General features: G+C 58.2%; 21 protein-coding genes and 3 pseudogenes. 12 read left to right on the top strand and 12 right to left on the bottom strand.

What is annotated here, in order from left to right; genetic code table 11:
- The 4 genes from GIW48_RS16275 to GIW48_RS16260 are packed head-to-tail and all read left to right on the top strand — an operon-like array spanning position 1 to position 4,805.
- Positions 1–927: a 4-hydroxyproline epimerase gene (locus GIW48_RS16275; RefSeq protein ID WP_236447743.1), complete on the top strand. Its 927-nt coding sequence runs from the start codon at positions 1–3 to the stop codon at positions 925–927.
- A gap of 38 nt (positions 928–965) precedes the next feature.
- Positions 966–1,913, top strand: a complete 948-nt coding sequence (locus tag GIW48_RS16270; protein ID WP_236461008.1) for a dihydrodipicolinate synthase family protein — start codon at positions 966–968, stop codon at positions 1,911–1,913.
- A gap of 60 nt (positions 1,914–1,973) precedes the next feature.
- Positions 1,974–3,545: an aldehyde dehydrogenase (NADP(+)) gene (locus GIW48_RS16265; protein WP_236461006.1), complete on the top strand. Its 1,572-nt coding sequence runs from the start codon at positions 1,974–1,976 to the stop codon at positions 3,543–3,545.
- Between the two features lie 3 nt (positions 3,546–3,548).
- Positions 3,549–4,805, top strand: coding sequence for an NAD(P)/FAD-dependent oxidoreductase (locus GIW48_RS16260; protein WP_236461005.1), 1,257 nt, complete (start codon positions 3,549–3,551; stop codon positions 4,803–4,805).
- A gap of 173 nt (positions 4,806–4,978) precedes the next feature.
- Here the strand turns inward: GIW48_RS16260 and GIW48_RS16255 are convergent, their stop codons facing one another.
- The 4 genes from GIW48_RS16255 to GIW48_RS16240 form a co-directional block, all read right to left on the bottom strand.
- Positions 4,979–5,962, bottom strand: coding sequence for a GlxA family transcriptional regulator (locus tag GIW48_RS16255; protein WP_169986444.1), 984 nt, complete (start codon positions 5,960–5,962; stop codon positions 4,979–4,981).
- A 447-nt stretch (positions 5,963–6,409) separates the two neighbouring features.
- Positions 6,410–6,952, bottom strand: coding sequence for a LysE family translocator (locus GIW48_RS16250; protein ID WP_236461004.1), 543 nt, complete (start codon positions 6,950–6,952; stop codon positions 6,410–6,412).
- Positions 6,953–7,186: 234 nt separating this feature from the next.
- Positions 7,187–7,651: a hypothetical protein gene (locus GIW48_RS16245; RefSeq protein WP_017138878.1), complete on the bottom strand. Its 465-nt coding sequence runs from the start codon at positions 7,649–7,651 to the stop codon at positions 7,187–7,189.
- Between the two features lie 424 nt (positions 7,652–8,075).
- Positions 8,076–8,786, bottom strand: coding sequence for a CerR family C-terminal domain-containing protein (locus GIW48_RS16240; RefSeq protein ID WP_186616858.1), 711 nt, complete (start codon positions 8,784–8,786; stop codon positions 8,076–8,078).
- A 112-nt stretch (positions 8,787–8,898) separates the two neighbouring features.
- Between GIW48_RS16240 and GIW48_RS16235 the strand changes: the two genes are divergently transcribed.
- The 7 genes and pseudogenes from GIW48_RS16235 (at position 8,899) to GIW48_RS16205 (ending at position 14,770) form a co-directional block, all read left to right on the top strand.
- Complete coding sequence (locus GIW48_RS16235; protein WP_236461003.1) at positions 8,899–10,008, top strand: HlyD family secretion protein; 1,110 nt, start codon at positions 8,899–8,901, stop codon at positions 10,006–10,008.
- The gene (locus tag GIW48_RS16230) at positions 10,001–11,569 is read left to right on the top strand and encodes a DHA2 family efflux MFS transporter permease subunit (RefSeq protein WP_169986187.1); all 1,569 of its coding nucleotides are present in this window, start codon (positions 10,001–10,003) and stop codon (positions 11,567–11,569) included. The genes GIW48_RS16235 and GIW48_RS16230 overlap by 8 nt, the downstream gene beginning before the upstream one ends.
- On the top strand, positions 11,566–12,987 hold the full coding sequence (locus GIW48_RS16225) for an efflux transporter outer membrane subunit (protein WP_236461002.1): 1,422 nt from the start codon (positions 11,566–11,568) through the stop codon (positions 12,985–12,987). Before GIW48_RS16230 ends, GIW48_RS16225 begins: the two co-directional genes overlap by 4 nt.
- A 31-nt stretch (positions 12,988–13,018) precedes the next feature.
- Positions 13,019–13,552: a GNAT family N-acetyltransferase gene (locus GIW48_RS16220; protein WP_170037565.1), complete on the top strand. Its 534-nt coding sequence runs from the start codon at positions 13,019–13,021 to the stop codon at positions 13,550–13,552.
- Positions 13,553–13,804 carry a hypothetical protein gene (locus GIW48_RS16215; protein ID WP_099549685.1) on the top strand — a complete coding sequence of 84 codons (252 nt, stop codon included), beginning with the start codon at positions 13,553–13,555 and terminating at the stop codon, positions 13,802–13,804.
- Between the two features lie 26 nt (positions 13,805–13,830).
- A pseudogene (locus GIW48_RS16210) lies at positions 13,831–14,055 on the top strand (helix-hairpin-helix domain-containing protein); the annotation flags it as partial.
- Positions 14,056–14,272: 217 nt separating this feature from the next.
- Positions 14,273–14,770, top strand: coding sequence for a hypothetical protein (locus GIW48_RS16205; RefSeq protein ID WP_177033181.1), 498 nt, complete (start codon positions 14,273–14,275; stop codon positions 14,768–14,770).
- Between the two features lie 64 nt (positions 14,771–14,834).
- On the opposite strand, the gene GIW48_RS16200 is transcribed toward GIW48_RS16205, so the two are convergent.
- Positions 14,835–15,176 (bottom strand): hypothetical protein, encoded by a 342-nt coding sequence (locus tag GIW48_RS16200; protein WP_225932992.1) that lies wholly within the window; start codon positions 15,174–15,176, stop codon positions 14,835–14,837.
- A gap of 229 nt (positions 15,177–15,405) precedes the next feature.
- On the opposite strand from GIW48_RS16200, the gene GIW48_RS16195 reads away from it, so the two are divergent.
- Positions 15,406–15,660, top strand: a complete 255-nt coding sequence (locus GIW48_RS16195) for a DUF6124 family protein (RefSeq protein ID WP_170037571.1) — start codon at positions 15,406–15,408, stop codon at positions 15,658–15,660.
- A 118-nt stretch (positions 15,661–15,778) separates the two neighbouring features.
- Here GIW48_RS16195 and GIW48_RS16190 read toward each other — a convergent pair whose 3' ends face one another.
- The 7 genes and pseudogenes from GIW48_RS16190 to GIW48_RS16155 all read right to left on the bottom strand — a co-directional run.
- The gene (locus GIW48_RS16190) at positions 15,779–15,973 is read right to left on the bottom strand and encodes a hypothetical protein (protein ID WP_186616854.1); all 195 of its coding nucleotides are present in this window, start codon (positions 15,971–15,973) and stop codon (positions 15,779–15,781) included.
- 779 nt (positions 15,974–16,752) lie between these two features.
- Positions 16,753–17,733: an MBL fold metallo-hydrolase gene (locus GIW48_RS16185; RefSeq protein WP_217858118.1), complete on the bottom strand. Its 981-nt coding sequence runs from the start codon at positions 17,731–17,733 to the stop codon at positions 16,753–16,755.
- Between the two features lie 105 nt (positions 17,734–17,838).
- A pseudogene (locus tag GIW48_RS16180) lies at positions 17,839–18,033 on the bottom strand (AAA family ATPase); the annotation flags it as partial.
- Positions 18,034–18,149: 116 nt separating this feature from the next.
- Positions 18,150–19,088: a DUF481 domain-containing protein gene (locus GIW48_RS16170; RefSeq protein ID WP_225932993.1), complete on the bottom strand. Its 939-nt coding sequence runs from the start codon at positions 19,086–19,088 to the stop codon at positions 18,150–18,152.
- Positions 19,089–19,399: 311 nt separating this feature from the next.
- Positions 19,400–20,152: an alpha/beta hydrolase gene (locus tag GIW48_RS16165; protein ID WP_017138893.1), complete on the bottom strand. Its 753-nt coding sequence runs from the start codon at positions 20,150–20,152 to the stop codon at positions 19,400–19,402.
- Between the two features lie 338 nt (positions 20,153–20,490).
- Entirely contained in the window at positions 20,491–21,795 is a 1,305-nt protein-coding gene (locus GIW48_RS16160) for a serine hydrolase domain-containing protein (protein ID WP_170037577.1), read from the bottom strand.
- A gap of 121 nt (positions 21,796–21,916) precedes the next feature.
- Positions 21,917–21,994: pseudogene (locus GIW48_RS16155) on the bottom strand (hypothetical protein); the annotation flags it as partial.
- Between the last annotated feature and the right edge of the window lie 91 nt (positions 21,995–22,085).

Here is a 22,085-nt window from a genome sequence, read left to right as displayed (position 1 = left end):
ATGAAGCGCCTGCATGTTATCGACTCCCACACCGGCGGCGAACCGACGCGCCTGATAATGGACGGCTTCCCTGCCCTCGCCGGCGCAACCATTGCCGACCAGTTGCACACCTTGCGCAGCGAACACGATCAATGGCGCCGCGCCTGCCTGCTGGAGCCACGTGGCAATGACGTGCTGGTCGGCGCGCTGTACTGCGCGCCGGTCACGCCAGGCGCCACCTGCGGGGTGATCTTTTTCAACAATGCCGGTTATCTGGGCATGTGTGGCCACGGCACCATCGGCCTGGTCGCCTCCTTGCACCACTTGGGCCGCATAACGCCCGGCGTGCACACCATCGACACGCCGGTCGGCCCGGTAGCCGCCACCTTGCACGACGACGGCGCGGTGACCTTGCGCAACGTGCCCGCCTACCGTCACCGCCAGCAGGTGCCGGTGGATGTGCCGGGCTATGGCGTGGTGCATGGCGATGTTGCCTGGGGCGGCAACTGGTTTTTCCTGGTGTCGCAGCACGGCCACAGGCTGGCGATAGACAACGTCGACACCCTCACCGACTACACCTGGGCGATGCTCAAGGCCCTCGAAACCCAAGGCATTCACGGTGCCGACGGCGCAGTGATCGACCATATCGAACTGTTCGCCGACGACGCCCACGCCGACAGCCGCAACTTCGTGATGTGCCCCGGCAAAGCCTACGACCGCTCACCGTGTGGCACCGGCACCAGCGCCAAACTCGCGTGCCTGGCGGCTGACGACAAACTCGCGCCCGGCGCCACCTGGGTGCAGGCCAGCATCACCGGCAGCCAATTCGAAGGCCGTTATGAATGGGATGGCGAGCGCATTCGCCCCTTCATCACCGGCCGCGCCTACATGACCGCCGACAGCACCTTGCTGATCGACGAACAGGACCCTTTTGCCTGGGGCATCTGAGCCCGGGCCTTATTTAACTGAACGCTGGAGTTAGAACAATGAGCGACAACATCTTCACCGGTTGCATCCCTGCACTGATGACCCCGTGCACGCCTGAACGCAAACCGGACTTCGACGCCCTGGTCGCCAAGGGCCGTGAACTGATCGATATCGGCATGAGCGCCGTGGTGTATTGCGGTTCCATGGGTGACTGGCCGCTGCTGACCGAAGCCGAACGCCAGGAAGGCGTGGCCCGTTTGGTTGCCGCTGGCGTGCCGACCATCGTCGGCACCGGCGCGGTCAACAGCCGTGAAGCGGTGGCCCACGCCGCCCACGCGGCCAAGGTCGGCGCCCATGGCTTGATGGTAATCCCGCGCGTGCTGTCCCGTGGCGCTTCGGCCACCGCGCAAAAGGCGCACTTCTCGGCGATCCTCAAGGCCGCGCCGAACCTGCCGGCAGTGATCTACAACAGCCCGTATTACGGCTTCGCCACCCGCGCCGAGCTGTTCTTTGAACTGCGCCGTGAACACCCCAACCTGATCGGCTTCAAGGAATTCGGCGGCGGCGCCGACCTGCGCTACGCGGCAGAAAACATCACCTCCCAGGACGATGCCGTGACCCTGATGGTCGGCGTCGACACCCAAGTGGTGCACGGCTTCGTCAACTGCAACGCCACCGGCGCCATCACCGGTATTGGCAACGCACTGCCGCGCGAAGTGCTGCAACTGGTCGCCCTGAGCAAAAAAGCCGCCAAAGGCGACGCCAAGGCCCGGCGCCTGGCCCGTGAGCTGGAAGCCGCGCTGGCCGTGCTGTCGTCCTTCGACGAGGGTTGCGACCTGGTGCTGTATTACAAGCACTTGATGGTGCTCAACGGCGACCAGGGCTACGCCCTGCACTTCAACGAAACCGACGTGCTCAGCACCGCCCAACAGCGTTATGCCGAGCACCAGTACGCGTTGTTCCGCCAGTGGTACGCCAACTGGTCGGCTGAACAGAACGTGGCCTGACACCCTCGCGCGCCGCTGTGGTTCTCACAGCGGCCAACCCTCATTTTTCAAGGACACCCCATGACTCTGACGGGCAAGATGCTGATCGGTCAGCACGCAGTCTGCGGCCATCGCGAAGCGATCCAGGCCATTAATCCCGCCACCAACCAGCCCTTGGCCCCCGCCTACCCAGGCGGCGCTGGCGAGCATGTCGAACAGGCCTGTGCCTTGGCTTGGGCGGGGTTTGACAGCTATCGCGACACCTCGCTGGCAGCACGCGCGGCCTTTCTTGAAACCATCGCCGACAACATTGAAGCCCTCGGCGATGAGTTGATCGAACGTGCCATGGCCGAAACCGGCCTGCCACGCCCGCGTATCCAGGGCGAACGCGGCCGCACCTGCGGGCAATTGCGCACATTTGCCCGCACGGTGCGCGCCGGTGAATGGCTGGACGTGCGCGTCGACACCGCGCAACCGGCGCGTGAGCCATTGCCACGTGCAGACCTGCGCCAGCGGCACATCGCACTGGGGCCGGTGGCGGTGTTTGGTGCGAGCAATTTCCCCTTGGCGTTCTCAGTAGCGGGCGGCGATACCGCCTCTGCACTCGCCGCCGGTTGCCCGGTGATCGTCAAGGCCCATGGCGCGCATCCCGGCACCAGCGAACTGGTCGGCCGTGCGCTGGCCAAGGCCGTTAAAGACTGCGGTTTGCCCGACGGTGTGTTTTCGCTGCTGTATGGATCGGGTCGCGAAGTCGGCATCGCATTGGTCACCGACCCGCGTATCAAGGCCTTGGGGTTTACCGGCTCACGCAGCGGCGGTATCGCCCTGACCCAGGCGGCGCAAGCGCGGCCGGAGCCGATTCCGGTGTATGCGGAAATGAGTTCGATCAACCCGGTGTATCTGTTTCCTGCGGCGTTGCACACGCGTGCAGAGGCGTTGGCCCAAGGTTTTGTCGCCTCGTTGACCCAAGGCGCCGGGCAGTTTTGCACCAACCCTGGCTTGGTGATTGCGGCCGCAGGCCCGGCACTCGAGCGCTTTGTCGCCACGGCGAGTGAGTTGCTCCCGGCGTGCGCCGCCCAGACCATGCTGACGCCAGGTATTTTCCAGGCCTATGAAGCGGGCGTCGGCAGCTTGACTGAACACGCACAAATCGCCGCCAAAGGCATGGCGGCGCAAGGCCCGAATCAAGGCCAGGCACAGCTGTTTGTGACCCAGGCCAGCGCGTTTTTGCGCAATGAGCATCTGCAGGCGGAAGTCTTTGGCGCAGCCTCCTTGGTCGTGGTGTGTGCCAATGACGAAGAAGTGCGCCAGGTTTCCGAGCAGTTGGAAGGCCAGTTGACCGCCACACTGCACCTGGACGACGCCGACCTGGCACGCGCCCAAGCCCTGCTGCCGGTATTGGAGCGCAAGGCCGGGCGCCTGCTGGTCAACGGCTGGCCGACCGGCGTGGAAGTGTGCGACGCCATGGTCCACGGCGGCCCGTTCCCGGCCACCAGCGACTCGCGCAGCACCTCGGTCGGTACCGCAGCGATCCTGCGTTTTCTGCGCCCGGTGTGTTACCAGGACTTCCCGGACAGCTTGCTGCCCGCTGCGCTGCAACACGCCAACCCGCTGCTGTTGCGACGCTTGCTCGACGGCCAGAGAGAGGCCTGAACGATGAGCGACAGCAACCGTGCTGATATCGCTGTGATTGGCGCCGGCATCATTGGCGTCGCCTGCGCCCTGCAATTGGCCCGTCAAGGCCAACGCGTGGTGGTCATCGACCCACAGGCGCCGGGCATGGGCGCGTCCTATGGCAACGCCGGGCATTTGGCCACCGAGCAAGTGTTCCCGATTGCCGACGTGTCGATCCTCAAGCGCCTGCCCGCCATGCTGATGGACCCTATGGGTCCGTTGCGCCTGGACTGGAAGTACCTGCCACGCGCCCTGCCCTGGTTCGTGCGCTTGTTGCTCAACCTACGCCCGGCGAACTACCGGCGCACGGTGGCGGGCATTCGTGCGCTCAATGAGGCCAGCCTGGGCGCTTGGCAGCGTCTGCTGCAGGCCATTGAGCAGCCGCAACTGTTGCGCGCCGAGGGTTCGTTGCTGGTATTTGAGCGTGCCGCGTCCGGGGAAGCCATCGACGCGTTGCGCCAACGCATGCAGCAGCAGAATGTGCCGGTGGATTTCTGGTCGGGCGAGGCAATACGCAAGGCCGCGCCGCAACTGAACGGTGCGATCCAGGGCGGCCTGTTCTTCCCGGGCACCGGGCATTTTATTGATCCGTACAGCGTGGTGTGCGCACTGGTGAGCGCGGCCAAGGCTTGCGGTGTGCAGTTTGTGCAGCAACGCGTGCTCGATGGGCGCCTGGCGTCGGACGGCGTATCGCTGCTGACCGATCAAGGCAGCCTGACCGCCCGCCAGGTGCTGATCGCCTGCGGCGCCCATTCGGCCAAACTCACCGCTGCACTCACCGGCAAGCAGGTCCCGCTGGACACCGAGCGCGGCTATCACCTGATGCTGCCCCACGAACACCAGCGCTTGCCCTTTGCCGTGACCTCGTTCGAGCGCAAATTTATCATGACCCCCATGAACGATGGCTTGCGCCTGGCCGGCACGGTCGAATTCGCAGGCCTGGAGCGCCCCGCCAATATGCAACGCGCCTGGCAACTGCATCGTTTGAGCAAGGGCTTGTTTCGCCAGGACTTGAGTACCCGGGACGCAACCCCATGGATGGGCTTTCGCCCGTCGCTGCCGGACTCGCTGCCGATCATTGATCGGGTCGCGGAAGGCAAGGTACTGCTCGCGTTTGGGCATCAGCATTTGGGGTTGACGCAGGCGGCGGTGACGGCGGAGATGGTCGTGCAACTGGTTACGCTTGATAAGCGCATAGTGCTGCCGGACCTGGCCCCTTACCGATTGGCGCGCTTTTAGGTCTTTGGCGTTTTTGTGGCGAGCAGGCTTGCCCTGCGTTGGGCTGCGCAGCAGCCCCATACCGTTACACCTGACTCACCGAGTCGTCTGAATGAGGGGCGGCTTCGCCACCCAACGCAGGGCAAGCCTGCTCGCCACAGTGACAATCACAGTGGCAGTGCTCGCCCTCAACGCTACTTGACCAAGCGCTTCTCTTTGGACGGCCGATAGCCGAAATACGCGCTGTAGCACTTACTGAAATGGCTCGGCGACACAAACCCGCACGCCACCAGCACATCCACCTGTGACAGTTCGGTGTGCTGCAACAAACGCCGCGCCTCGGTGACACGTAACTCCATGTAATAGCGTTGCGGCGTAGTGCCCAGTTGCTCCTTGAACAGGCGTTCGAGCTGGCGCCGCGAGCGGCCGGCGTAGACTGCCAATTGGTCCAGTTCCAAGGGTTCTTCGAGGTTGGCGTCCATCAGTTTCACCACTTCACGCAGTGGCGCGCTGACGCTGATGTTCTCTGTGGGTTTGATACGCCGGTAGCGTGACTCTTCAAACGCCAGGATGTCTTCGATACCTTCGACCAAGGCCTTGCCATGCAGGCTTTTGATCCAGTCCAGGGCCATATGGAACGCGCCCGATGGGCTGGAGGCGGTGAGGCGATCGCGGTCAATCACGTAGGGTTCGCTGGTGACCTGCGCAGCTTTGGACACTTCCGACAGCGCCGGGCGATGTTCCGGGTGGATCGCGCAGTGGTAACCCTGCAACAGCCCGGCGCGACCAAGGAACCAGGCGCCGTTCCATAGGCCGGCGAGGCTCACACCCTGTTCGGCGGCGCTGCGCAACAGCTGGATGAAATCCTCGCTGGCTTTGAGTTCGGTGCGAAAACCGCCGCAGATCACCAGCAAATCCAGGTCGGGCAATGCCGACGCTTGCAGGCGGGCATCCGGGCGGATCACCAGGCCCAGGTCGCTGATAACTTCGCCCTCGTCACACCCGAAGGTACGCGTGGCAAACAGCTCGGGGCGCAACAGGTTGGCGGTGATCAGGGTGTCGAGGGTCTGGGTGAATGCCGGCAGGGAAAAGTGTTCGAGCAGCAAAAAACCAACGCGGGTGACCGGCGACGGCTGCTGGAAGTTTTCATTCAGGTAGCGCAGGTTCTTGCCTTTCATGCCACCGCTGAACTGGCGTCTTTCCATCGAGGGTTGGCCCACTCTTTTTGTTTATGCAATGGGCGCTATCTTAGGGGCAAATGCGCCGGCTGTCGTGCCGCATTCCCACGAAGAATAATGACTATGCTGCGTGGCCGCCGCCACGATGGAGGACGCTTGCCTGTTGATAGTCAACACGACCTTTAAGCCTGATCTTTACAAAAGCAACCGCATCCCAGGCCCGCAGCCTGGCAGCTGCGGGACCATCTGATACGGTTTTTTCTTTGCTATCTGCGTCTGTATCGAAACGCCAGTGAAGCGGACAATGGGCGCCATTCCGACACTCCTGTCGACTCCCTTCCCTTCGGAGGCCTTATGACCAAGATGGCAATTTTCCTGTTCGGTTTTCTGGTGCTGACCATCGGTATCGGCTTGCTGGCAACCATCTCGCCGGTGTGAGGCACTGCTTCACACAAAAAACATCGGGTACAACGACAGCACCAACAGCGCCGCCATCGACCCGTTGAATACCCGCAACCAACGCGGCTCGCGCAGCACGTTGCGCAATCCACTGCCGCAGCCCACCCACACGCACACACTGGGCAGGTTGACCACCGCAAATACCAGCGCCATGATCCATGCCTTGGGGTTGACCCACTGAAACGCGGCCGCGCCAAGAAAGGTCATGGGTTTGCCACGCTCGTCAGGGTTCTCGGACATGCCGCCAGCGGTGGCAATCTTCCACGCCAGGTAGAGCAAATAGGCCGCTCCCACATAGCGCAACACCGTGTAGGCCCACGGGAATACCTTGAACACTTCGCCCAGGCCCAGGCCTACCGACATCACCAACAGCATGAAGCCGATGCTGATCCCCAGCGCGTGGGGCATCGAGCGGCGAAAGCCAAAATTCACCCCCGAGGCGAGCAACATGGTGTTGTTCGGGCCGGGCGTGATCGAGGACACGAAGGCAAACAGGACAAAGGCGGACAAGAGGCTGGTGGACATGAACATGGCGCGGCATCCAGGCGGTAGTGGTATGCCTGCGACAGTAGTGGGTTACAGCCCTTGCCGCCCCGTACAGCTAGGGGCGGATCGAGGCATACACTTTGGCGTTATCGAGCTGATCGGTAGAGTTGCGCGCCTTGCTTGAGTCTGCGCTGAACACATCACAACGGCGTACAGGCCGACTACGGTTCCCGCTGAGCCCGCCGGGAACCGTTGGTGTTGGCAGACAACCCACGCGTCTCAGTTTTGGGGCCGTTGCTTGGTCGAGTCCAGCTCAGCCTTTTTGCCCGTGGAGATCTCGGTGATCTGCGCGGACTTGGCGATGGCAAAGTCGAAGGTGTCCTGCATTTTGGCGATGGCGTCGGTCGAGGTGCCATCGAGCCCACCCTTGGCCGCCCAATCAAAGTTCCACACGCCGGAGAGGTTGTCGGCCCCCGCCACGTCGTGGGTTTCAATCGCGGTGAACACGTCCGGGTGGCGCTCCATGTACTTGGCAGCGTCGGACACATCCGTGGGCACTTTGCCCGAAGCGTTGTTGGCCAGTTGCGTGAGCTCCTGCTTGGTGATCGCTGACTTGCCCGTTTGGCGCATGTAGTCGGCAATGACCTTGCTGGACTTGGCAATGTTCAACTTGTCGTCGAACGTGGAAGGCGAAGACTTTGGCGTATTCGACCCGCCAGACGCGGGCGTTACGGTAGTAGACATCGGCGCTGCTCCTTCAATGGAACGAATGAAATCGTCAAGCTGACGATACCCCGACGCGGACGTTAGCATGGGCAAAGGGCCATTCCGCACGCTTCACAACATTTCACAACGCAAGGCGGGTTTTGCCGGTGTTTTCGAAGCGCCGTTACCCTGTGCTAGCTGACAACCTCTAGTATGAGTGGGCTGTTGTGGCGAGCAAGCTTGCTTGCGCTGGGGTGCGAGCGGCCCCAATAAAGGCACTGCAATGTTCCTGAAAGAACTCAGCGACTGGGTTTGGGGCTGCTTCGCAGCCCAACGCAGGCGGTGCGACGATTCGACAAGCCTGCTCGCCACAGGAGAAATTGGCTGCCTTGAAAAGTTGTGTAGGTACCTAGGGCCATCGCAGGCAAGCCAGCTCCCACATACAAGCAATTCGAAAAAATCATCAGGTCGTGCGCACATCCCGCTGCCTGGCCAACCCTTCCAGCGTAAACCGTGCCTGCATCAGCACCACATCGCGCACCGCCTCCATCTCCTTCTGATTCACCTCGGTCCACTTCAGCGCTTCCAGCAACTTGGGCTTCTGCACCCGAAACGCCAAGCCCTGGGTGAACAGCGCCATGGAGTGAATCACCGTGCGCTCGTCTTCCACGGCAAAGCCGGAAAGGCGCGCGATCAGTTGGCGTATGACGCGGCCAATGCGTGCCTTGAAGCGGTCTTCAAAGGCGGTGGTTGCGCTTTGCGGGCACAGGCCGGCCTGATGACGATCCATAAATGCGCGCCAGATCGTGGTCTGGGGGCTGTCCTGGATGGTGGAGACCACCGTACCCAGAATGCCCAGCGAGACGTCGATCAAGGTTTTATCGCTCGCCTTGGCATCCGCCAACGCGGCCTCGGCCGCTTCCACGCACGGCGACATCTTGCGCCACAGCAGCGTGATCAAATGCTCGACACACTCTAGGTACACGCCTTCCTTGCCATCGAAGTAGTACTGGATCGCGGGCGCATTAACCCCGGCAGCCGTGGCGATGTCACGGGTGGACGCGCGGTCATAGCCGCGTTCGCCAAACACCTCGACCGCCGCTTCGACGATACGTGCGCGGGTTTCTTCACCGCGCTGGTAACCACCTTCGGCAGCAGGTTTATGTCGTGCCATGTGCAGCTCCTCTCGAATACCGGACCAAAATATACCAGTTGACAAAAATTCGCGGAAAATAGAATTTATTCCATCCGATATAAAACCGGCCCTCACAAACAGGAATGACCCGATGTCCGCTGCAACACCCTCCCCTCAGGTCATTCCTGAAGACACCGTTAATGGCCAGCGCAGCAAAGCGCGCCGCATTCTCCTGAGCATCGCCACCCTCGCGCTGCTGGGCGGCCTTGGCTGGGCCGCGTGGTGGTGGCTGGACGGGCGCTTTATCGAGACCACCGACGATGCCTACCTGCAGGCCGACAGCATCAGCGTAGCGCCCAAGATCAACGGCTATGTGGCCGAGGTGCTGCTCAGCGACAACCAGAACGTCAAGCGTGGCGACGTGCTGGTGCGCCTGGATGCGCGCAAATACCAGGCGGTGAGCGACGAAGCCTCGGCGACGATAGCTGCGCGCAATGCCGACTACGCCAAAGCCCAGGCCGACCTGGTACAGCAAGATTCCACCATTGCCGAAGCCCGCGCCCAATTGCAAGGCGCCCAGGCCGACGCACAACACGCACAAACCGAAGTGGCCCGTTATGCACCGCTGGCCCGCTCCGGCGCCGAGCCAGAAGAACGCCTGGCGCAACTCAACAACCAACTGGCGCAGGCACGCAGCACCGTGGCGGCCAAACAGGCAGCGCTGCGCTCCAGCGAAACCCGCTACGGCACCCTGCAAGCCCAGCTCAAGCAGGCCCAGGCGCAACTCGGCGTGGCCAAGGCCAGCGAAGCGCAGAGCCAGCTGGATGTAGATGATGCGGTGATCCGCAGCCCGCTGGAGGGTCGGGTGGCCGACCGTGGTGTGCGCGTCGGCCAGTATGTGCAGCCCGGCACGCGCTTACTGACGGTGGTGCCGATCAGCGCGATCTACCTGACCGCCAACTACAAGGAAACCCAGATCGGCGCCATGCGTCCCGGCCAGGCCGTCACAGTGCACGTGGATGCACTGCCCGGCCGCAACCTGCAGGGGCATATCGACAGCCTGTCGCCCGGTACTGGCGCGCAGTTCGCCTTGCTGCCGCCCTCAAATGCCACCGGCAACTTCACCAAAATCGTGCAGCGTGTGCCGGTGAGGATTGCCCTTGATGTACCCGATGATATTCGCGCGTCGTTGATGCCCGGCCTGTCGGCCACCGTCGAAGTCGACACGCGTAGCCACGCGGCGGATGCCAACCATGGCTGAGGCGCTGATGGCCGAGGCCGTCGCCGAAAAACCGCGCAACGCCTCGTTGACCGACTGGATCGCCGTGGCTGCCGGGGCATTGGGCGCGTTGCTGGCGACGCTGGACGTGTCGATCACCAACTCGGCGCTGCCGCAGATCCAGGGCCAGATCGGCGCGACCGGCACCGAAGGCACGTGGATCGCCACCGGCTACCTGATGTCGGAAATCGTCATGATCCCGCTCGCCGCATGGCTGACGCGGGTATTCGGCCTGCGCCGCTTTCTGATCGGCACCGCGCTGATGTTCACCGCGTTTTCGATGTTCTGCGGCTTGTCCTCCAGCCTCGGCGCGATGATCGCCGGGCGCATCGGCCAGGGCTTTGCCGGCGGTGCGATGATCCCCACCGCGCAGACCATCGTGCGCACGCGCCTGCCCCCGCACCAACTGGCGATCGGCACCACCATGTTCGGCATGACCGTGATTCTCGGCCCGTTGCTGGGCCCGGTGATCGGCGGCTGGCTCACGGAAAACATCAACTGGCGCTGGTGTTTCTTTCTCAACCTGCCCATCAGCATTGCGCTGATCACCTTGCTGATCACCGGCCTGCCGACCGAGCGCATGAACCTGCAACGCTTTATCAGCGCTGACTGGTTGGGCATCCTCGGCCTGGCCATGGGTTTGAGTTCGCTGACCGTGGTGCTCGAAGAAGGCCAGCGCGAACACTGGTTTGATTCGCTGCTGATTATCTGGCTGAGCATCGCCACCGTCACCGGGTTCTTCCTGATTGCAGTGGGGCAACTGCGCTCAACAACCCCGATCCTGCGCCTGCAACTGGTGCTCAACAAAAGCTTTGGCAGCGTGTTGTTGATCGGCACAGCGGTCGGTGCCGGGATCTATGGCACGGCGTACCTGGTGCCGCAATTCCTGGGCATTTTGTCGGGCTACAACGCGCAGCAGTCGGGCGCGATCATGCTGTTATCGGGGATTCCGGCGTTTGTGTTGATGCCGATTCTGCCAAGAATGCTGGGCCGCTACGACCTGCGCTGGATGGTCGGCGCCGGGCTGTTGCTGTACTGGGCCAGTTGCTATGTCGACACCACGCTCACCACTGACAGCGTTGGCCATGACTTTATCTGGTCGCAACTGCTGCGCGGGTTCGGGCAGATCCTGGTGATGATGCCTCTAAGCCAATTATCCATGCGCTCGGTGCAAACCCACGAAGCCGGGGACGCTGCCGGGCTGTACAACATGTCGCGCAACCTGGGCGGCACCATCGGCCTGGCCCTGCTCGGCGTGTTGATGGACCGGCGCAGCCACTTTCACGACGATATGCTGCGTGAAGGCATCCCGGCCAACAGCCAACTGGCCCAGGACCATATGGCCAGCAGCACCGCCAGCTACCTGGCACAAACCGGTGATGCCTCCACCTCACAGCTGCAAGCCTTCGCGCAACTGGCCAATGACATCGCGCGGCAAGCCTCGGTCATGGCCTACAACGACTCGTTTTATCTACTGGGACTGGCGATGCTGGCGTGCCTGCCCCTGATCTTTATTCTGAAAAAGCGCACGGTAACCCGATGATCCCTCGCAAGCTTGCTCTTCTGTTCAACGTTGCGCTGCTGTCCGCCTGCACGGTCGGCCCCGACTACCAGGGTGCCCCCAACGTTGCGCCAAAAACCCTGGCGGCCGGGCGCCTGCCGCATGCCGATAACACCTCCGCTGGCGCACCCGCTGTCGCGCAGTGGTGGCGCACGCTGGGCGACGCGCAGCTCAACGAACTGGTGGACAAAGCCCTGCGCAACAGCCCCGACATCGCCACCGCCCAGGCCCGGTTGAAGCAATCGCGCGCCAGCCTTAGCGGCGCACAGGCCAACGCGATGCCCAAGGTCAGCGGTGATGCTGCGATGCTCAAACTGCGCTCGCCCGACACCTCCGCGCTGGGTGGCAACAGTGGCGGCGGCCGCGGCCCGCTGAACCTCTACCTCGCCGGCTTCGATGCCAGTTGGGAAGCCGACCTGTTCGGCGGCACCCGTCGCGCCGTCGAGGCTGCGCAGGCCGAAGCCGACGCGTCCCAGGCGCAACTGGCCGATGCCCAGGTGCAACTGGCCGCCGAAATCGTCCAGGCCTACACCGACCTGCGCGACCAGCAAACACGCCTGGCACTGGTGGACTCCAGCGTCGACATCGAAAACCAGGCCCTGGACCTCACCCAGCAGCGCCGCGAGCGCGGCGTGGCCTCGCAACTGCAACTTGAACAAGTCATCACCCAAGCCGAAAACACCCAGGCCCAGCGCCTGCCACTGCAAGCCGCCATCGTCGAATCCCTCGACCAACTCGGCCTGCTTTGCGGCCTGGAACCCGGCGAACTGGATGGCCAACTCGCCATCGCCCGCGCCCTGCCCGCCTTACCCAGCGCCGTGCCGTTGGCCGACCCGGCGGCGGTGCTGAGGGCGCGCCCGGATATCCGCATGGCCGAGCGTAAACTGGCCTCCAGCAACGCACAGATCGGCGAAAAAACCGCCGACTGGTTCCCCAAGCTCAGCCTCACCGGCGACCTGTCCTTCTCCGCCAGCGACCCCGGCCACCTTGCGCGTAAAGACAGCGGCACCTGGCTGGTCCTGCCGCGCATCACCTGGAACGCCCTCGACTTCGGCCGCGTCGCCGCCAGCGTCAAAGGCGCCGAGGCCGGACGCGATGAAGCCTTGGCGCAGTACAAGAGCGTGGTATTGAGTGCATTGCGCGATGCGGATGTGGCCTTGGCACGCTATGGGCATCAGCGCCAGAATGTGGTGCTGCTGCGTAACGTGGAATCTTCGGCAGTACGCGCCGCCGACCTGACACGCCAGCGTTATCGCGCGGGCACGGCCAGCACCCTCGATTGGCTGGATGCCGAGCGCACGCGCTACCAGGCGCAAGAGAGCCGGATATCCGGCGACGCTGAACTGCTGAAGGATTTTGCCTCGCTGCACAAGGCGCTTGGGTTAGGCTGGACGCTGTAAAGGGTTCTACGCACATAAACCAAGGAACAACATGATCACCCTTCGTAAAGCGACAACGGCCGATATCGATACGCTGCGCGAGGTCGGTTGCCAGACCTATCGCGAGCATTTTTCGACATTATGGTCGCCTGCCGGTATGCACGGTTTTCTTGAGCAGGATTTTTCATCCAGTGCGCTGCGCCAGTCACTCGAGTTGCCAGGCAAGCATGCGTGGTTCACTGCTTTCGATGAACAAGGCAACGCCGTCGGGTTTGCCAAAGTAAATTGGTCGGTGCCGGCGCCGTTAACCGGTGAAGTGGGCGCGGAGCTGCAGAAAATCTACCTGCTCAAATCCGCCGCCGGCAGGGGTTACGGCAAACAACTGTTGCAGTGTGTTCGCGATGAAGTGGCGCAACGTGGTGAGCATTTACTGTGGCTGGACGTGCTCAAAACCAACGTCAGTGCACAGGGCTTTTATGAGGCATTCGGGTTTCGGCGCATGGGCGAAATCCCCTTCAGCACGGACCTTGCCGACATAGGGATGGTCGTCATGGGACTTCAATTGAAACAGCAGGCGCAGCGCTAAATGGCCGAACTGATAGAGGGGCTCGACGGGCCCAGAACCGCACAACAAGAACTGTTTTACGACCTTGACGATGCACGCGCAGTTATCGGCTGGTCGGTGGTGGAGCTGACGGCGATGGCCGCGAACGGCCGAACACCCGATGAAGCGGTGGCGCTAATGAAAATGTGCGCATTGCTGGCTGCGCAGCAGGAAAAGCTTGGCGTGTACGCCGAAGAGGTGAAGGCACAGCGTATTGTCCGCGCTGAGGCCTAGCGAGTAATAAAAAAAGGAATATATACATGCCGTTTTCATTGGAAGAAAGAACCGCCTTGCTCGCTCTCAAGGGCGTAGGCCCCACCGTGATTACACGGCTGGAGCAGTTGGGCATTGACTCATTGGAAGTGCTTGGAAAGTCGAACGTGAGCGACATTCTGGCGCAAGCATCGGCAGCAGTCGGGTCGACCTGCTGGAAAAACAGCCCCCAGGCACGGGCAGCCATTACAGCGGCCGTGGCGCTTGCGAGGGCGACTAAGCCACCCATGCCCACGACTCGCAGCGGAACGATATTATCCGGGGAACACACGGGCTGGACGATAACGATCCAGGATGACACCGCAGGTGAAACCGGAGGCTATTACCTCTACCTGGCCGACGAACAGCTCAACGGTTTCGATGCATGGTTTGAATCCATGGAGCCGCTGGAACGGGAGATTTCTGAACTGGAAGTTCGCTGGGATTAATGTGCTCGAGAGCAGTCAGTCAGCACTCGCTGATAACAAAGCGTTTCTGGAGGCAATAAATCGCCTTCCCACCGTGCGCATCACCCACCGACTGACTCGGGAAAACCTGATCAAGAAAATGCAGGCTGGCGTATTGATGCCCTACCCGGCAAAGCGCGGGCGCCTGCCAGAATGGTTCGCCCATTGGATGGATGGCAAACACCCCGCCACCTGGGTATCCATTGGCAAACCTGAAGACGTCAGCCCTGCTCTGCTGGGGTCCGTTCGTCAAAAAGAATGGCCCATGGCAATTTCGTTCCATGTGCCAAGTACAGACATCGTGATGCCACCTGGTTTTCTGAAACACCTGTATGGCTGCTACCAACAGCGGCTGCTCAATACGGTGAAGATCCCACACAACGCCGATCTGTATAAACGCGTCGGGAAAAATTGGCAGTTGCTGAGCCTTCTGGAACGCCAAGCACTGTACGCTCCGGTTGCTACGGCGGTGGCGGCTTAACAAAAGAAAGGGATGGATTCATGTCACTGAACATAGGTCCGTCCCTTCTCTCGGCAGCAGAGCATCAGCGCTGGTCGATTTCGATTTTTTGAGTTGGATCGGGGCTGTACTTTTGGCGTTTTAATTGCGGGTCGCCTTTGGCCAGGCAAAAGAAGAATATCTCCGCCTCCCCGCAGCCGCCGTGCAAGGCGCATTCGCTTGACTGCATGTGGTCTAGAAGAATTTCCCGGCCTTGAGACTCACAAAACTGATTCGCTTCTTTCAGCGCCTGGCCTTTCGCCGAGGCCGGCCCACCAAGGGGAACTCGCGTTGAGATGGTGTAGGTGTCAGGCCCCACTTTTATAGGACCGCTGTCGGCGCAGGCCGTGAGCATCGCAGTGACTAAAACCATTAGCCAGATTTTCATTGTTATCCCCCAGGAAAGGCATGAGGGTACATGGCAGCTCGCCAGCTCGCCTAATAATTTTACTTTCTGAACATCGCTAACGCTGCTCTGCTTGGTCTCGGACGTTTCCCACAAACTAACGAGGTTGAGCCATAGGAAGTGACTTGGTTAGGATTTGCCGTCGCAGTAATTACTGTGACCGGGCGTCGCAACCTGAATTATCTGAGTATTGCCCTTTGGAGCATCACTCTTGAAAACACCCACACCTGGCAACGACCATTCGACTAACGCGTTTAAAGTGAGGACAGAATTAAGCACGGAAGATGCGCTAGTGAATGCAAGTGAAATTTTGGCTTCGGCATCGGTTATGGCGAATGAACAAGCGTTCGGATCAACTGGATCTCGACGGTTTCAAATATTTGGGTTGGCGCAGCTGATTGAGAACGCGCAACTGCTCGTGGATGATGCGTTGGAGAAATTGAGCCCAATAGCCGCTGACCATTGACCGCCTAGCAATTGAACATGGGAAGACCACCTTTTTTAACATTCAGAAATTGTGGCCTGACCCCTTTTAGTCAAAAAAACCTCGCCGAAGCGAGGTTTTGACCGTGGCACAACAGCAATCAACTATTCGCCTGCGCTAAAAACTGCCGAATTTCCTCGTCGGTCTTGCCCTTCAACAGTTCTTTTAAGAGTTTGAATTGCTCTTCATCAGTAGGCTTAAAAGAGTCTAAAACTTCAAGCGACTGCTCCTTATCTAAAATGTTGTCTTTATCTTCCGATAGCGTGTAAGCATAAACCATATGATCAATAGACATAACAATCTCCTTTACATTAATATTTAATGGAGATGAAATCATCCATCGTCATTGATTTTTGTGAACCTGTGAAAATTAGCAGTTTCTTATACTGATTTGTAATTAAAAAGCGCATTCGACCGACATGCAAAATTATCAAAGTGCATCAGCAAAAGCCCTGGATAAAATCGCCCCAACATCCGAAATGAAGTCCTGCAACGCATTGTTCATGTAGTTGGCCCGAGGCTCAATGCGCGAGCCATGCGCGGGGTTGCGGAACGGCTTTCAAATTGCAGGCATTAAAAAACCCCGTAGACCGTTGATCTACGGGGCTTCCAAGAGTGGAGGCCGAGGTCGGAATCGAACCGGCGTAGGCGGATTTGCAATCCACAATTAAAACTCTAAAAATCAATTAGTTAAATAAATTACTTTTCCGCATTTGTGATGTATTTAAACGGCCGGAGACCTTTGTTTGCGCGACGTTGATTTTTCATTGCGGAACTGTTTTTCGCTCCAATCTTGGCTGATCAGCATCGCCGCCGTCGCTTCACCCACTCCCTGAGCTGGCCCTCGACACAACGGCAAGACAGGCAGCTATCGGCCCAAAACATTCCTTCACGAAGAGCAGGAATTGGCTGATTCCTGCTGCCTGCAACCGACACAAGACCGAGCGCATGGGGCTATTTTTTGGGCGCCATAGATCACTCCCCCCATATTTCTTTGAGAAAATCGGGTCCTTGCGTTTTCTTAATTTACCGGTGGCTTCTTTAGGCCAACCGAGTCGCCGGCCTATTCGATGGCTACAAGGCATCTAGATCGATCGGGGCGAAAGCGACAGGCAGTTGCACCTTCACAGCGTCCCGTTGTGCCAGGGGTATCAACATGCCCATGCTCTGATCGAAAGAGTCCAATATGCGCGGCATAGCGGTCAACGGTTGGTCCAAGGGCTCAAAAAAATTATCCCAATGGATCGGGATCACGATTTTAGCGCCCGTCTGGACAACCGCCTCTTGCCAATATTGCGCGACAAACTCCGGGGTTTGTTTACCTAACGTTCCGATGCCAAGGAACACCACATCTGCCCTGACATCCTTGAACTTGCCTGGACTGTAATTACCACTGGCGATCACCAGAAGACGACGGCTGCCATGAGTAATCAGGTACGAGAAGTTTTCGCCAACTTTGAAATCCTCCTGCCGGGCAGGAGTGTGCAGCGGATGATCGATGAAACCTGGTGAGGTGGGATGTGGTGAATGCGGGGTCTCGAAGGCTTTGATTTGAAATTGACCAAACGAAAAAGAATCTCCGTCTTTGATTACCTTGATACGCTCAGGAGGTAATCCGGCACCCATAACGGCGTTGGCAGTCGATGCTGTACCCAATACCGTAGCGCCTGTTTTGAGAGCAACCAAGCCACTGTCCAGGACATGGTCGTAATGCGAATGCGCGACGAATATCGCTGCAAGCTTGGAAATGCCAGCGCTGCGCAAACTTGCATCAATGCGCTGCTCATTAGGCTGTATAGCCGTCAGTAGCACCGAATAAATACTTGGCCGTGAGAAAAAACCGTCCTCCATGATCGCAGTCTCCCCATCATCGAAGCTCAATGTGCCAGCGCCCAGAAAACGCACCGTCAAGTCCGGAGATCCTTGACCGACTTGCGGTCTTAGCGAAGCAAAGGGTTGAACCGAGGGTGATGAGAATTTCCATGCCCCCCAGAGCGCCCCTGCCAACACTGCCATAACAAATGCACAGCCCAACACTTTTTTGCTACGACTCACGCTACATCTCCTGATATTGATATTGAAATGGATAGGCATCGCTGCCCTCCATAGCCGGATCTAGTTTTTTATCTAAGCTGCCCGCCTCATATAAGACGAGACGCATTAAGCTACGCTGTAAGCGCCCGCTAAGTAAGCGTTGCCAATCACACTTTGCGATGACGCCAAGACTGTGTCTATATTAAACGGATCGTTTCCCCACGTCTCATATTCGTAATCCAGTCCAGATTGCCAGGTCGGCGGAGTCAGCCCAAGAATATCAATTTCCCTGGTTACTACCCGGCGCTGGTGTCCATGTTTGCAGTAGCGCTACAGCGCTGCCCAGAATTTCAGGCTGTCATCGATTGCTTTGCTGATGGCCGAACCTTCGGGCTCGAGGTCGCACTGGGCGCTCATCCAGGCATGCAAAATATTCATCACCAATTCACACCAAAACCGGCTGTATATCTAGCACTGTCCAAGTTGCTATTATCGGATTTACCCGCGACTACCGCGTGTTCATATTTCAGATTTAAGGAAGCCCATTCCGTGACACTGTAACGCAAGCCTAGCTCAGAGTCATAAGCATAATATGCTATATCGCTGAGTGGCCTTCCCAACTCACCCGATGTAAAAAATTCAAACTTTTTTCCAACCAGATATCGTTTGAAGTCCCAGCGGGCAGACGTGAAGTAAAACGTACTACTGCTACCGTCTGAGTACCCGAAACGCATACGATTCAACAGCGCTACGATGGTAAGCTTGCCTAATTGATCGTCCCAGAATTGGTAACCGGGACCGGTGCCAATTTTTCGCCTGGTTATTAGGTCTTCGAACTGATCCTTTTTGTAATTGAAGCCTCCTTCCCAAAGCCAGTTATCGGTTAGGAAACGATCCACGGAGTACTCGGCACTCCAGTTTGCCGTACTTGCAACCTCTGCGTCATCTTCGCGGACGTGAGCAGTCGCGCTATGCCGCCAAGAGCCACTGACAAAACTTGTTTGTGCCGCAAGTTCAACATTTTCACTCTCTGCCTTAGCCTTTTCGGCATGAAGCGCAAGGTCAATGTTCCCCTTCCAAATTGCAGCCGTGAGGTTGGGTTGGGGCTTCATAATCTGGTCGATATTGTTAAGGTCGACAAGACTCAAACCAACGCCCACACCAACTCGCACGTTGCCTTGCGGACCGGTTTGAATCGATTCAACAGTTCCTTGCAACTGGCCCACTTGCTTTACCATGAGCGGCTGTTTGCTTTCCAAAGTTTGAATCTGGTCCTTACTGATCGTTATATCGCCTCCGTAATTCGTACTCAGAACAAGATTTGCGCCCTCCATCAAAATGATGTCTCCGCTAACACGGTCACCATTTTTCAGCATTACATTGTCCGCAGATGCGCACAGTGAAAGAACGCTCACGTAGACAGAGCACGACAATATCACCGCTGTTAATCGCATGACGAACCCACCGGGCTTGAGAAACCTGCCATATGTCACAATTACCGTGTTTTACATTATGAAGAACCGCCCTCCGTTCGCTTTGCAGCGTGAAGTCAGCATCGCAATCTCAATGCCGTCGTTAGCCGCGAGATCTAAGTTTCTAAATAGAGCTATTTAGCTTGACCGATTCGAAATCATACAGGACTGCTGCGCATCACTTATTTACTTGACAGTTGACGCTCATACCAGCATTAAAGAAAACAAGCTATTTTATCCATAGCTTGTTTCGCTTCAGGTATCGGAAGGATTGGCCACACGTGAATCATTCCTCTCCCGATATGCAACTGAACCTCACCTCCAAGCGCCAACGTTTTCTCACAGAAATTAATTGCATCGTGGTGAATAATGTCGCGGGTGCCAGCGAAAATAAGGATCGGAGGTAGATTTTCTGGATCTCCGTTAATCGGACTTACGTAGTTGTGGTCCGTACCAAGATCTCCCGCATACATCATGCCGGCCGCTCTTAAACCTCTCGCGGAGAGCATTGGATCTGACTTCTCGGTTTTTGAAATTAACTCGTTACTCAACGTGACATCCATCCAAGGGCAGATCAATACTAGCTTAGTAGGTTGCACATATCCGATATCTGTTAACGCGAAGCAGAGGGCAACTGCAAGGCCGCCGCCAGCTGAGTCGCCCATTACATTCATTGCGTGACATCGAGCGTTAAAACAAGCAAGCTTATATATAGACAACATGCGAAAAATAACGGTTTTACATTTAGTCTCTGGTGCAAGGGGATAAAGCGGCACTATGATAATATAGCCATATCTTTCGACTAACGTTTGAAGAAAGCGCCAGTGCAGAAACGTAATAGGCCAAACGTAAGCTCCACCATGAAGATAGAAAATATGTTTGGAGCTTGCTTGGTCATCTTTAGGGGCTAGCCTGTAGACTTCGATACCATCAACCATTTGGAGTTCGATGGAGATTTTCTTTTGCATTTTAATAGTTGGTCTTGCAGGGCCCTGCTCTCGTGATTTCCGAAAACTCTTCAGCACTCTATCCAAGGAGCCATAAACTGATTTTCGCCTGACCAGCAAAAGATATGCTATAAGTGCGCGACTTCTAAAACTAGGTTTTTGAGGATTAGTTAGCGAGCCCACAATATATTCCAGTATAAATATTATTAAAAATTAAAATAAGTAATCGTTCAAACCAGCGTTGGTCAACCGGTCTAAGCAGTATTCGTTATTGCGAAACGACTCAACATTGGCGAATGGTACATCGCGGAACACTGCCGCCCACTCTCCAATGCCTGCTATTACCGCTTTTCATCGCACTATAGCGAGTTGGCCATCAGATGATTGGCCACCGCTCGATAGGCGGGCAAGGTAGTCGGATCGAAGTTCGAACTGCTAGCCAAGGGGTGCGAGGCATAACGCACAATGACCATTTTCGCCTTGGGGTCGATATACATGCTTTGTCCGTGGAGCCCACGTGCCGAGTAGACGCCATGAGTGTCGTGGGACACCCACCACATGTTGCGATAACTCCAGTTTGGCAGCAGCTCATAGCCTGCCTTGGCGAAGTCTTGCTGGCTGGCGCCCCCACGAATATTCGCGATCACGCTCTTGGGCACTATCTGCTGGCCATTAAACTTGCCGTCCAGGCGCATCATCTCGCCGAAACGGGCCAAGTCGCGCAACGAGGTGTTGAAACCGCCACCGGTAAACGCGGTACCCACCTCATCGACGATCAAGTAGGCGTCCTGCTCGGCCCCCAGCTTGCTCCAGATGCGCTCTTGTAGATTGACTGCGATGGGTTTGCCCGTCGCGCGCTGGATCACCCAGGACAAAACGTCGGTATTGACCGTCTTGTAAGCAAAGGCCTGACCGTGCTCGCCCTCTTTGCGCAGTTTCATCAGGTATTCGGTCACCGCGGTTGCGCCGACGTATCCCTCCGGTCGCGATGTCATATGGGCGGCTCGTAAGTACTCCCAGATTTCCGCTTTGGGGTCGGCGTAGTCTTCCGAGTAGCGAACACCGACTGTCATATCCATTACTTGGCGTACCGTGGCATCGCCAAATGCACTGTCCCTCAACTCCAGAACGTAGTGGCTGACCTTCGCCTGTGGGTCGATACTACCTTCCTCGACCAGCATCGCCGCCAAGGTGCCGATAAAAGATTTGGTGACCGACATGGCAATGTGCTGGCCCTGATCAGTCAACGCGCCGAAGTAGCGTTCATAGACCACTTGCCCGCGGTGCAGTACCAGGATCCCATCGGTGTAGTTGGCCTTCAGTGACTGTTCCCAGGTCATAGTGCGGTCGCTGCCCAGTAGGGTGAAGACCAGGGCGTCGATGTCTCCGCGTTCGGCGCGAGGTAACGGGCTGGCTGCTCCCTTTCCACGCGCGACCTGCACGCTTGGCAACAGCTCGCGCAGATGCGAGAACGACCAGCGCGTCTGGGGGAACTGCAGGATGTTGCTGAATCGCACGACCTTTTCCGGCACCGGCGGTGAACCTTGCATCCAGCCTATGACCTGCGGATCGCTGGCGTCGGCGCTGAGGAACTGCGGCTGGACGTCAGACTGGGCTATAGCGCTGCCCGGCAAGGTTTGCAGAGCGTCTATTTTCACTTGCATTTTAGTCTCCTTCGCACGCTTGATTACTCGGATTGCGTCGCAATCGGGTGGCCAGCAGGCCTTTTCTGTTCACGGCAACCAATTAGACCTAAGGCCGCAAGATCACACGGAGCTCTGTACTCAATTGCAGGTCGTGAATGCCTTTGAAGATCTTCGAGAAGGTCTCACCCTTTTTAAAGTTGAGCCGGCCGTCATCGTTTCAGGGCATCGAAACGCAAACGCACAGGTTGCCAGCCAAGCGCAAACTCTGGCGAATTTTCTGGGAGTGAGGTACAACCGTCCAATGCAAA

It is taken from the genome of Pseudomonas sp. PA-6-3C (assembly GCF_021605825.1).
GTDB classification, from domain to species: Bacteria; Pseudomonadota; Gammaproteobacteria; order Pseudomonadales; family Pseudomonadaceae; genus Aquipseudomonas; species Aquipseudomonas edaphica.
This window is presented reverse-complemented; position numbering and strand designations above follow the sequence as displayed.

Excerpts from the sequence above, each read along its gene's own strand:
- GIW48_RS16275 (WP_236447743.1), top strand. The coding sequence starts at position 1 with ATGAAGCGCCTGCATGTTATCGACTCCCACACCGGCGGCGAACCGACG.
- GIW48_RS16270 (WP_236461008.1), top strand. The coding sequence starts at position 966 with ATGAGCGACAACATCTTCACCGGTTGCATCCCTGCACTGATGACCCCG.
- GIW48_RS16265 (WP_236461006.1), top strand. The coding sequence starts at position 1,974 with ATGACTCTGACGGGCAAGATGCTGATCGGTCAGCACGCAGTCTGCGGC.
- GIW48_RS16260 (WP_236461005.1), top strand. The coding sequence starts at position 3,549 with ATGAGCGACAGCAACCGTGCTGATATCGCTGTGATTGGCGCCGGCATC.
- GIW48_RS16255 (WP_169986444.1), bottom strand. The coding sequence starts at position 5,962 with ATGAAAGGCAAGAACCTGCGCTACCTGAATGAAAACTTCCAGCAGCCG.
- GIW48_RS16250 (WP_236461004.1), bottom strand. The coding sequence starts at position 6,952 with ATGTTCATGTCCACCAGCCTCTTGTCCGCCTTTGTCCTGTTTGCCTTC.
- GIW48_RS16245 (WP_017138878.1), bottom strand. The coding sequence starts at position 7,651 with ATGTCTACTACCGTAACGCCCGCGTCTGGCGGGTCGAATACGCCAAAG.
- GIW48_RS16240 (WP_186616858.1), bottom strand. The coding sequence starts at position 8,786 with ATGGCACGACATAAACCTGCTGCCGAAGGTGGTTACCAGCGCGGTGAA.
- GIW48_RS16235 (WP_236461003.1), top strand. The coding sequence starts at position 8,899 with ATGTCCGCTGCAACACCCTCCCCTCAGGTCATTCCTGAAGACACCGTT.
- GIW48_RS16230 (WP_169986187.1), top strand. The coding sequence starts at position 10,001 with ATGGCTGAGGCGCTGATGGCCGAGGCCGTCGCCGAAAAACCGCGCAAC.
- GIW48_RS16225 (WP_236461002.1), top strand. The coding sequence starts at position 11,566 with ATGATCCCTCGCAAGCTTGCTCTTCTGTTCAACGTTGCGCTGCTGTCC.
- GIW48_RS16220 (WP_170037565.1), top strand. The coding sequence starts at position 13,019 with ATGATCACCCTTCGTAAAGCGACAACGGCCGATATCGATACGCTGCGC.
- GIW48_RS16215 (WP_099549685.1), top strand. The coding sequence starts at position 13,553 with ATGGCCGAACTGATAGAGGGGCTCGACGGGCCCAGAACCGCACAACAA.
- GIW48_RS16200 (WP_225932992.1), bottom strand. The coding sequence starts at position 15,176 with ATGAAAATCTGGCTAATGGTTTTAGTCACTGCGATGCTCACGGCCTGC.
- GIW48_RS16190 (WP_186616854.1), bottom strand. The coding sequence starts at position 15,973 with ATGTCTATTGATCATATGGTTTATGCTTACACGCTATCGGAAGATAAA.
- GIW48_RS16170 (WP_225932993.1), bottom strand. The coding sequence starts at position 19,088 with ATGCTGAAAAATGGTGACCGTGTTAGCGGAGACATCATTTTGATGGAG.
- GIW48_RS16165 (WP_017138893.1), bottom strand. The coding sequence starts at position 20,152 with ATGCAAAAGAAAATCTCCATCGAACTCCAAATGGTTGATGGTATCGAA.
- GIW48_RS16160 (WP_170037577.1), bottom strand. The coding sequence starts at position 21,795 with ATGCAAGTGAAAATAGACGCTCTGCAAACCTTGCCGGGCAGCGCTATA.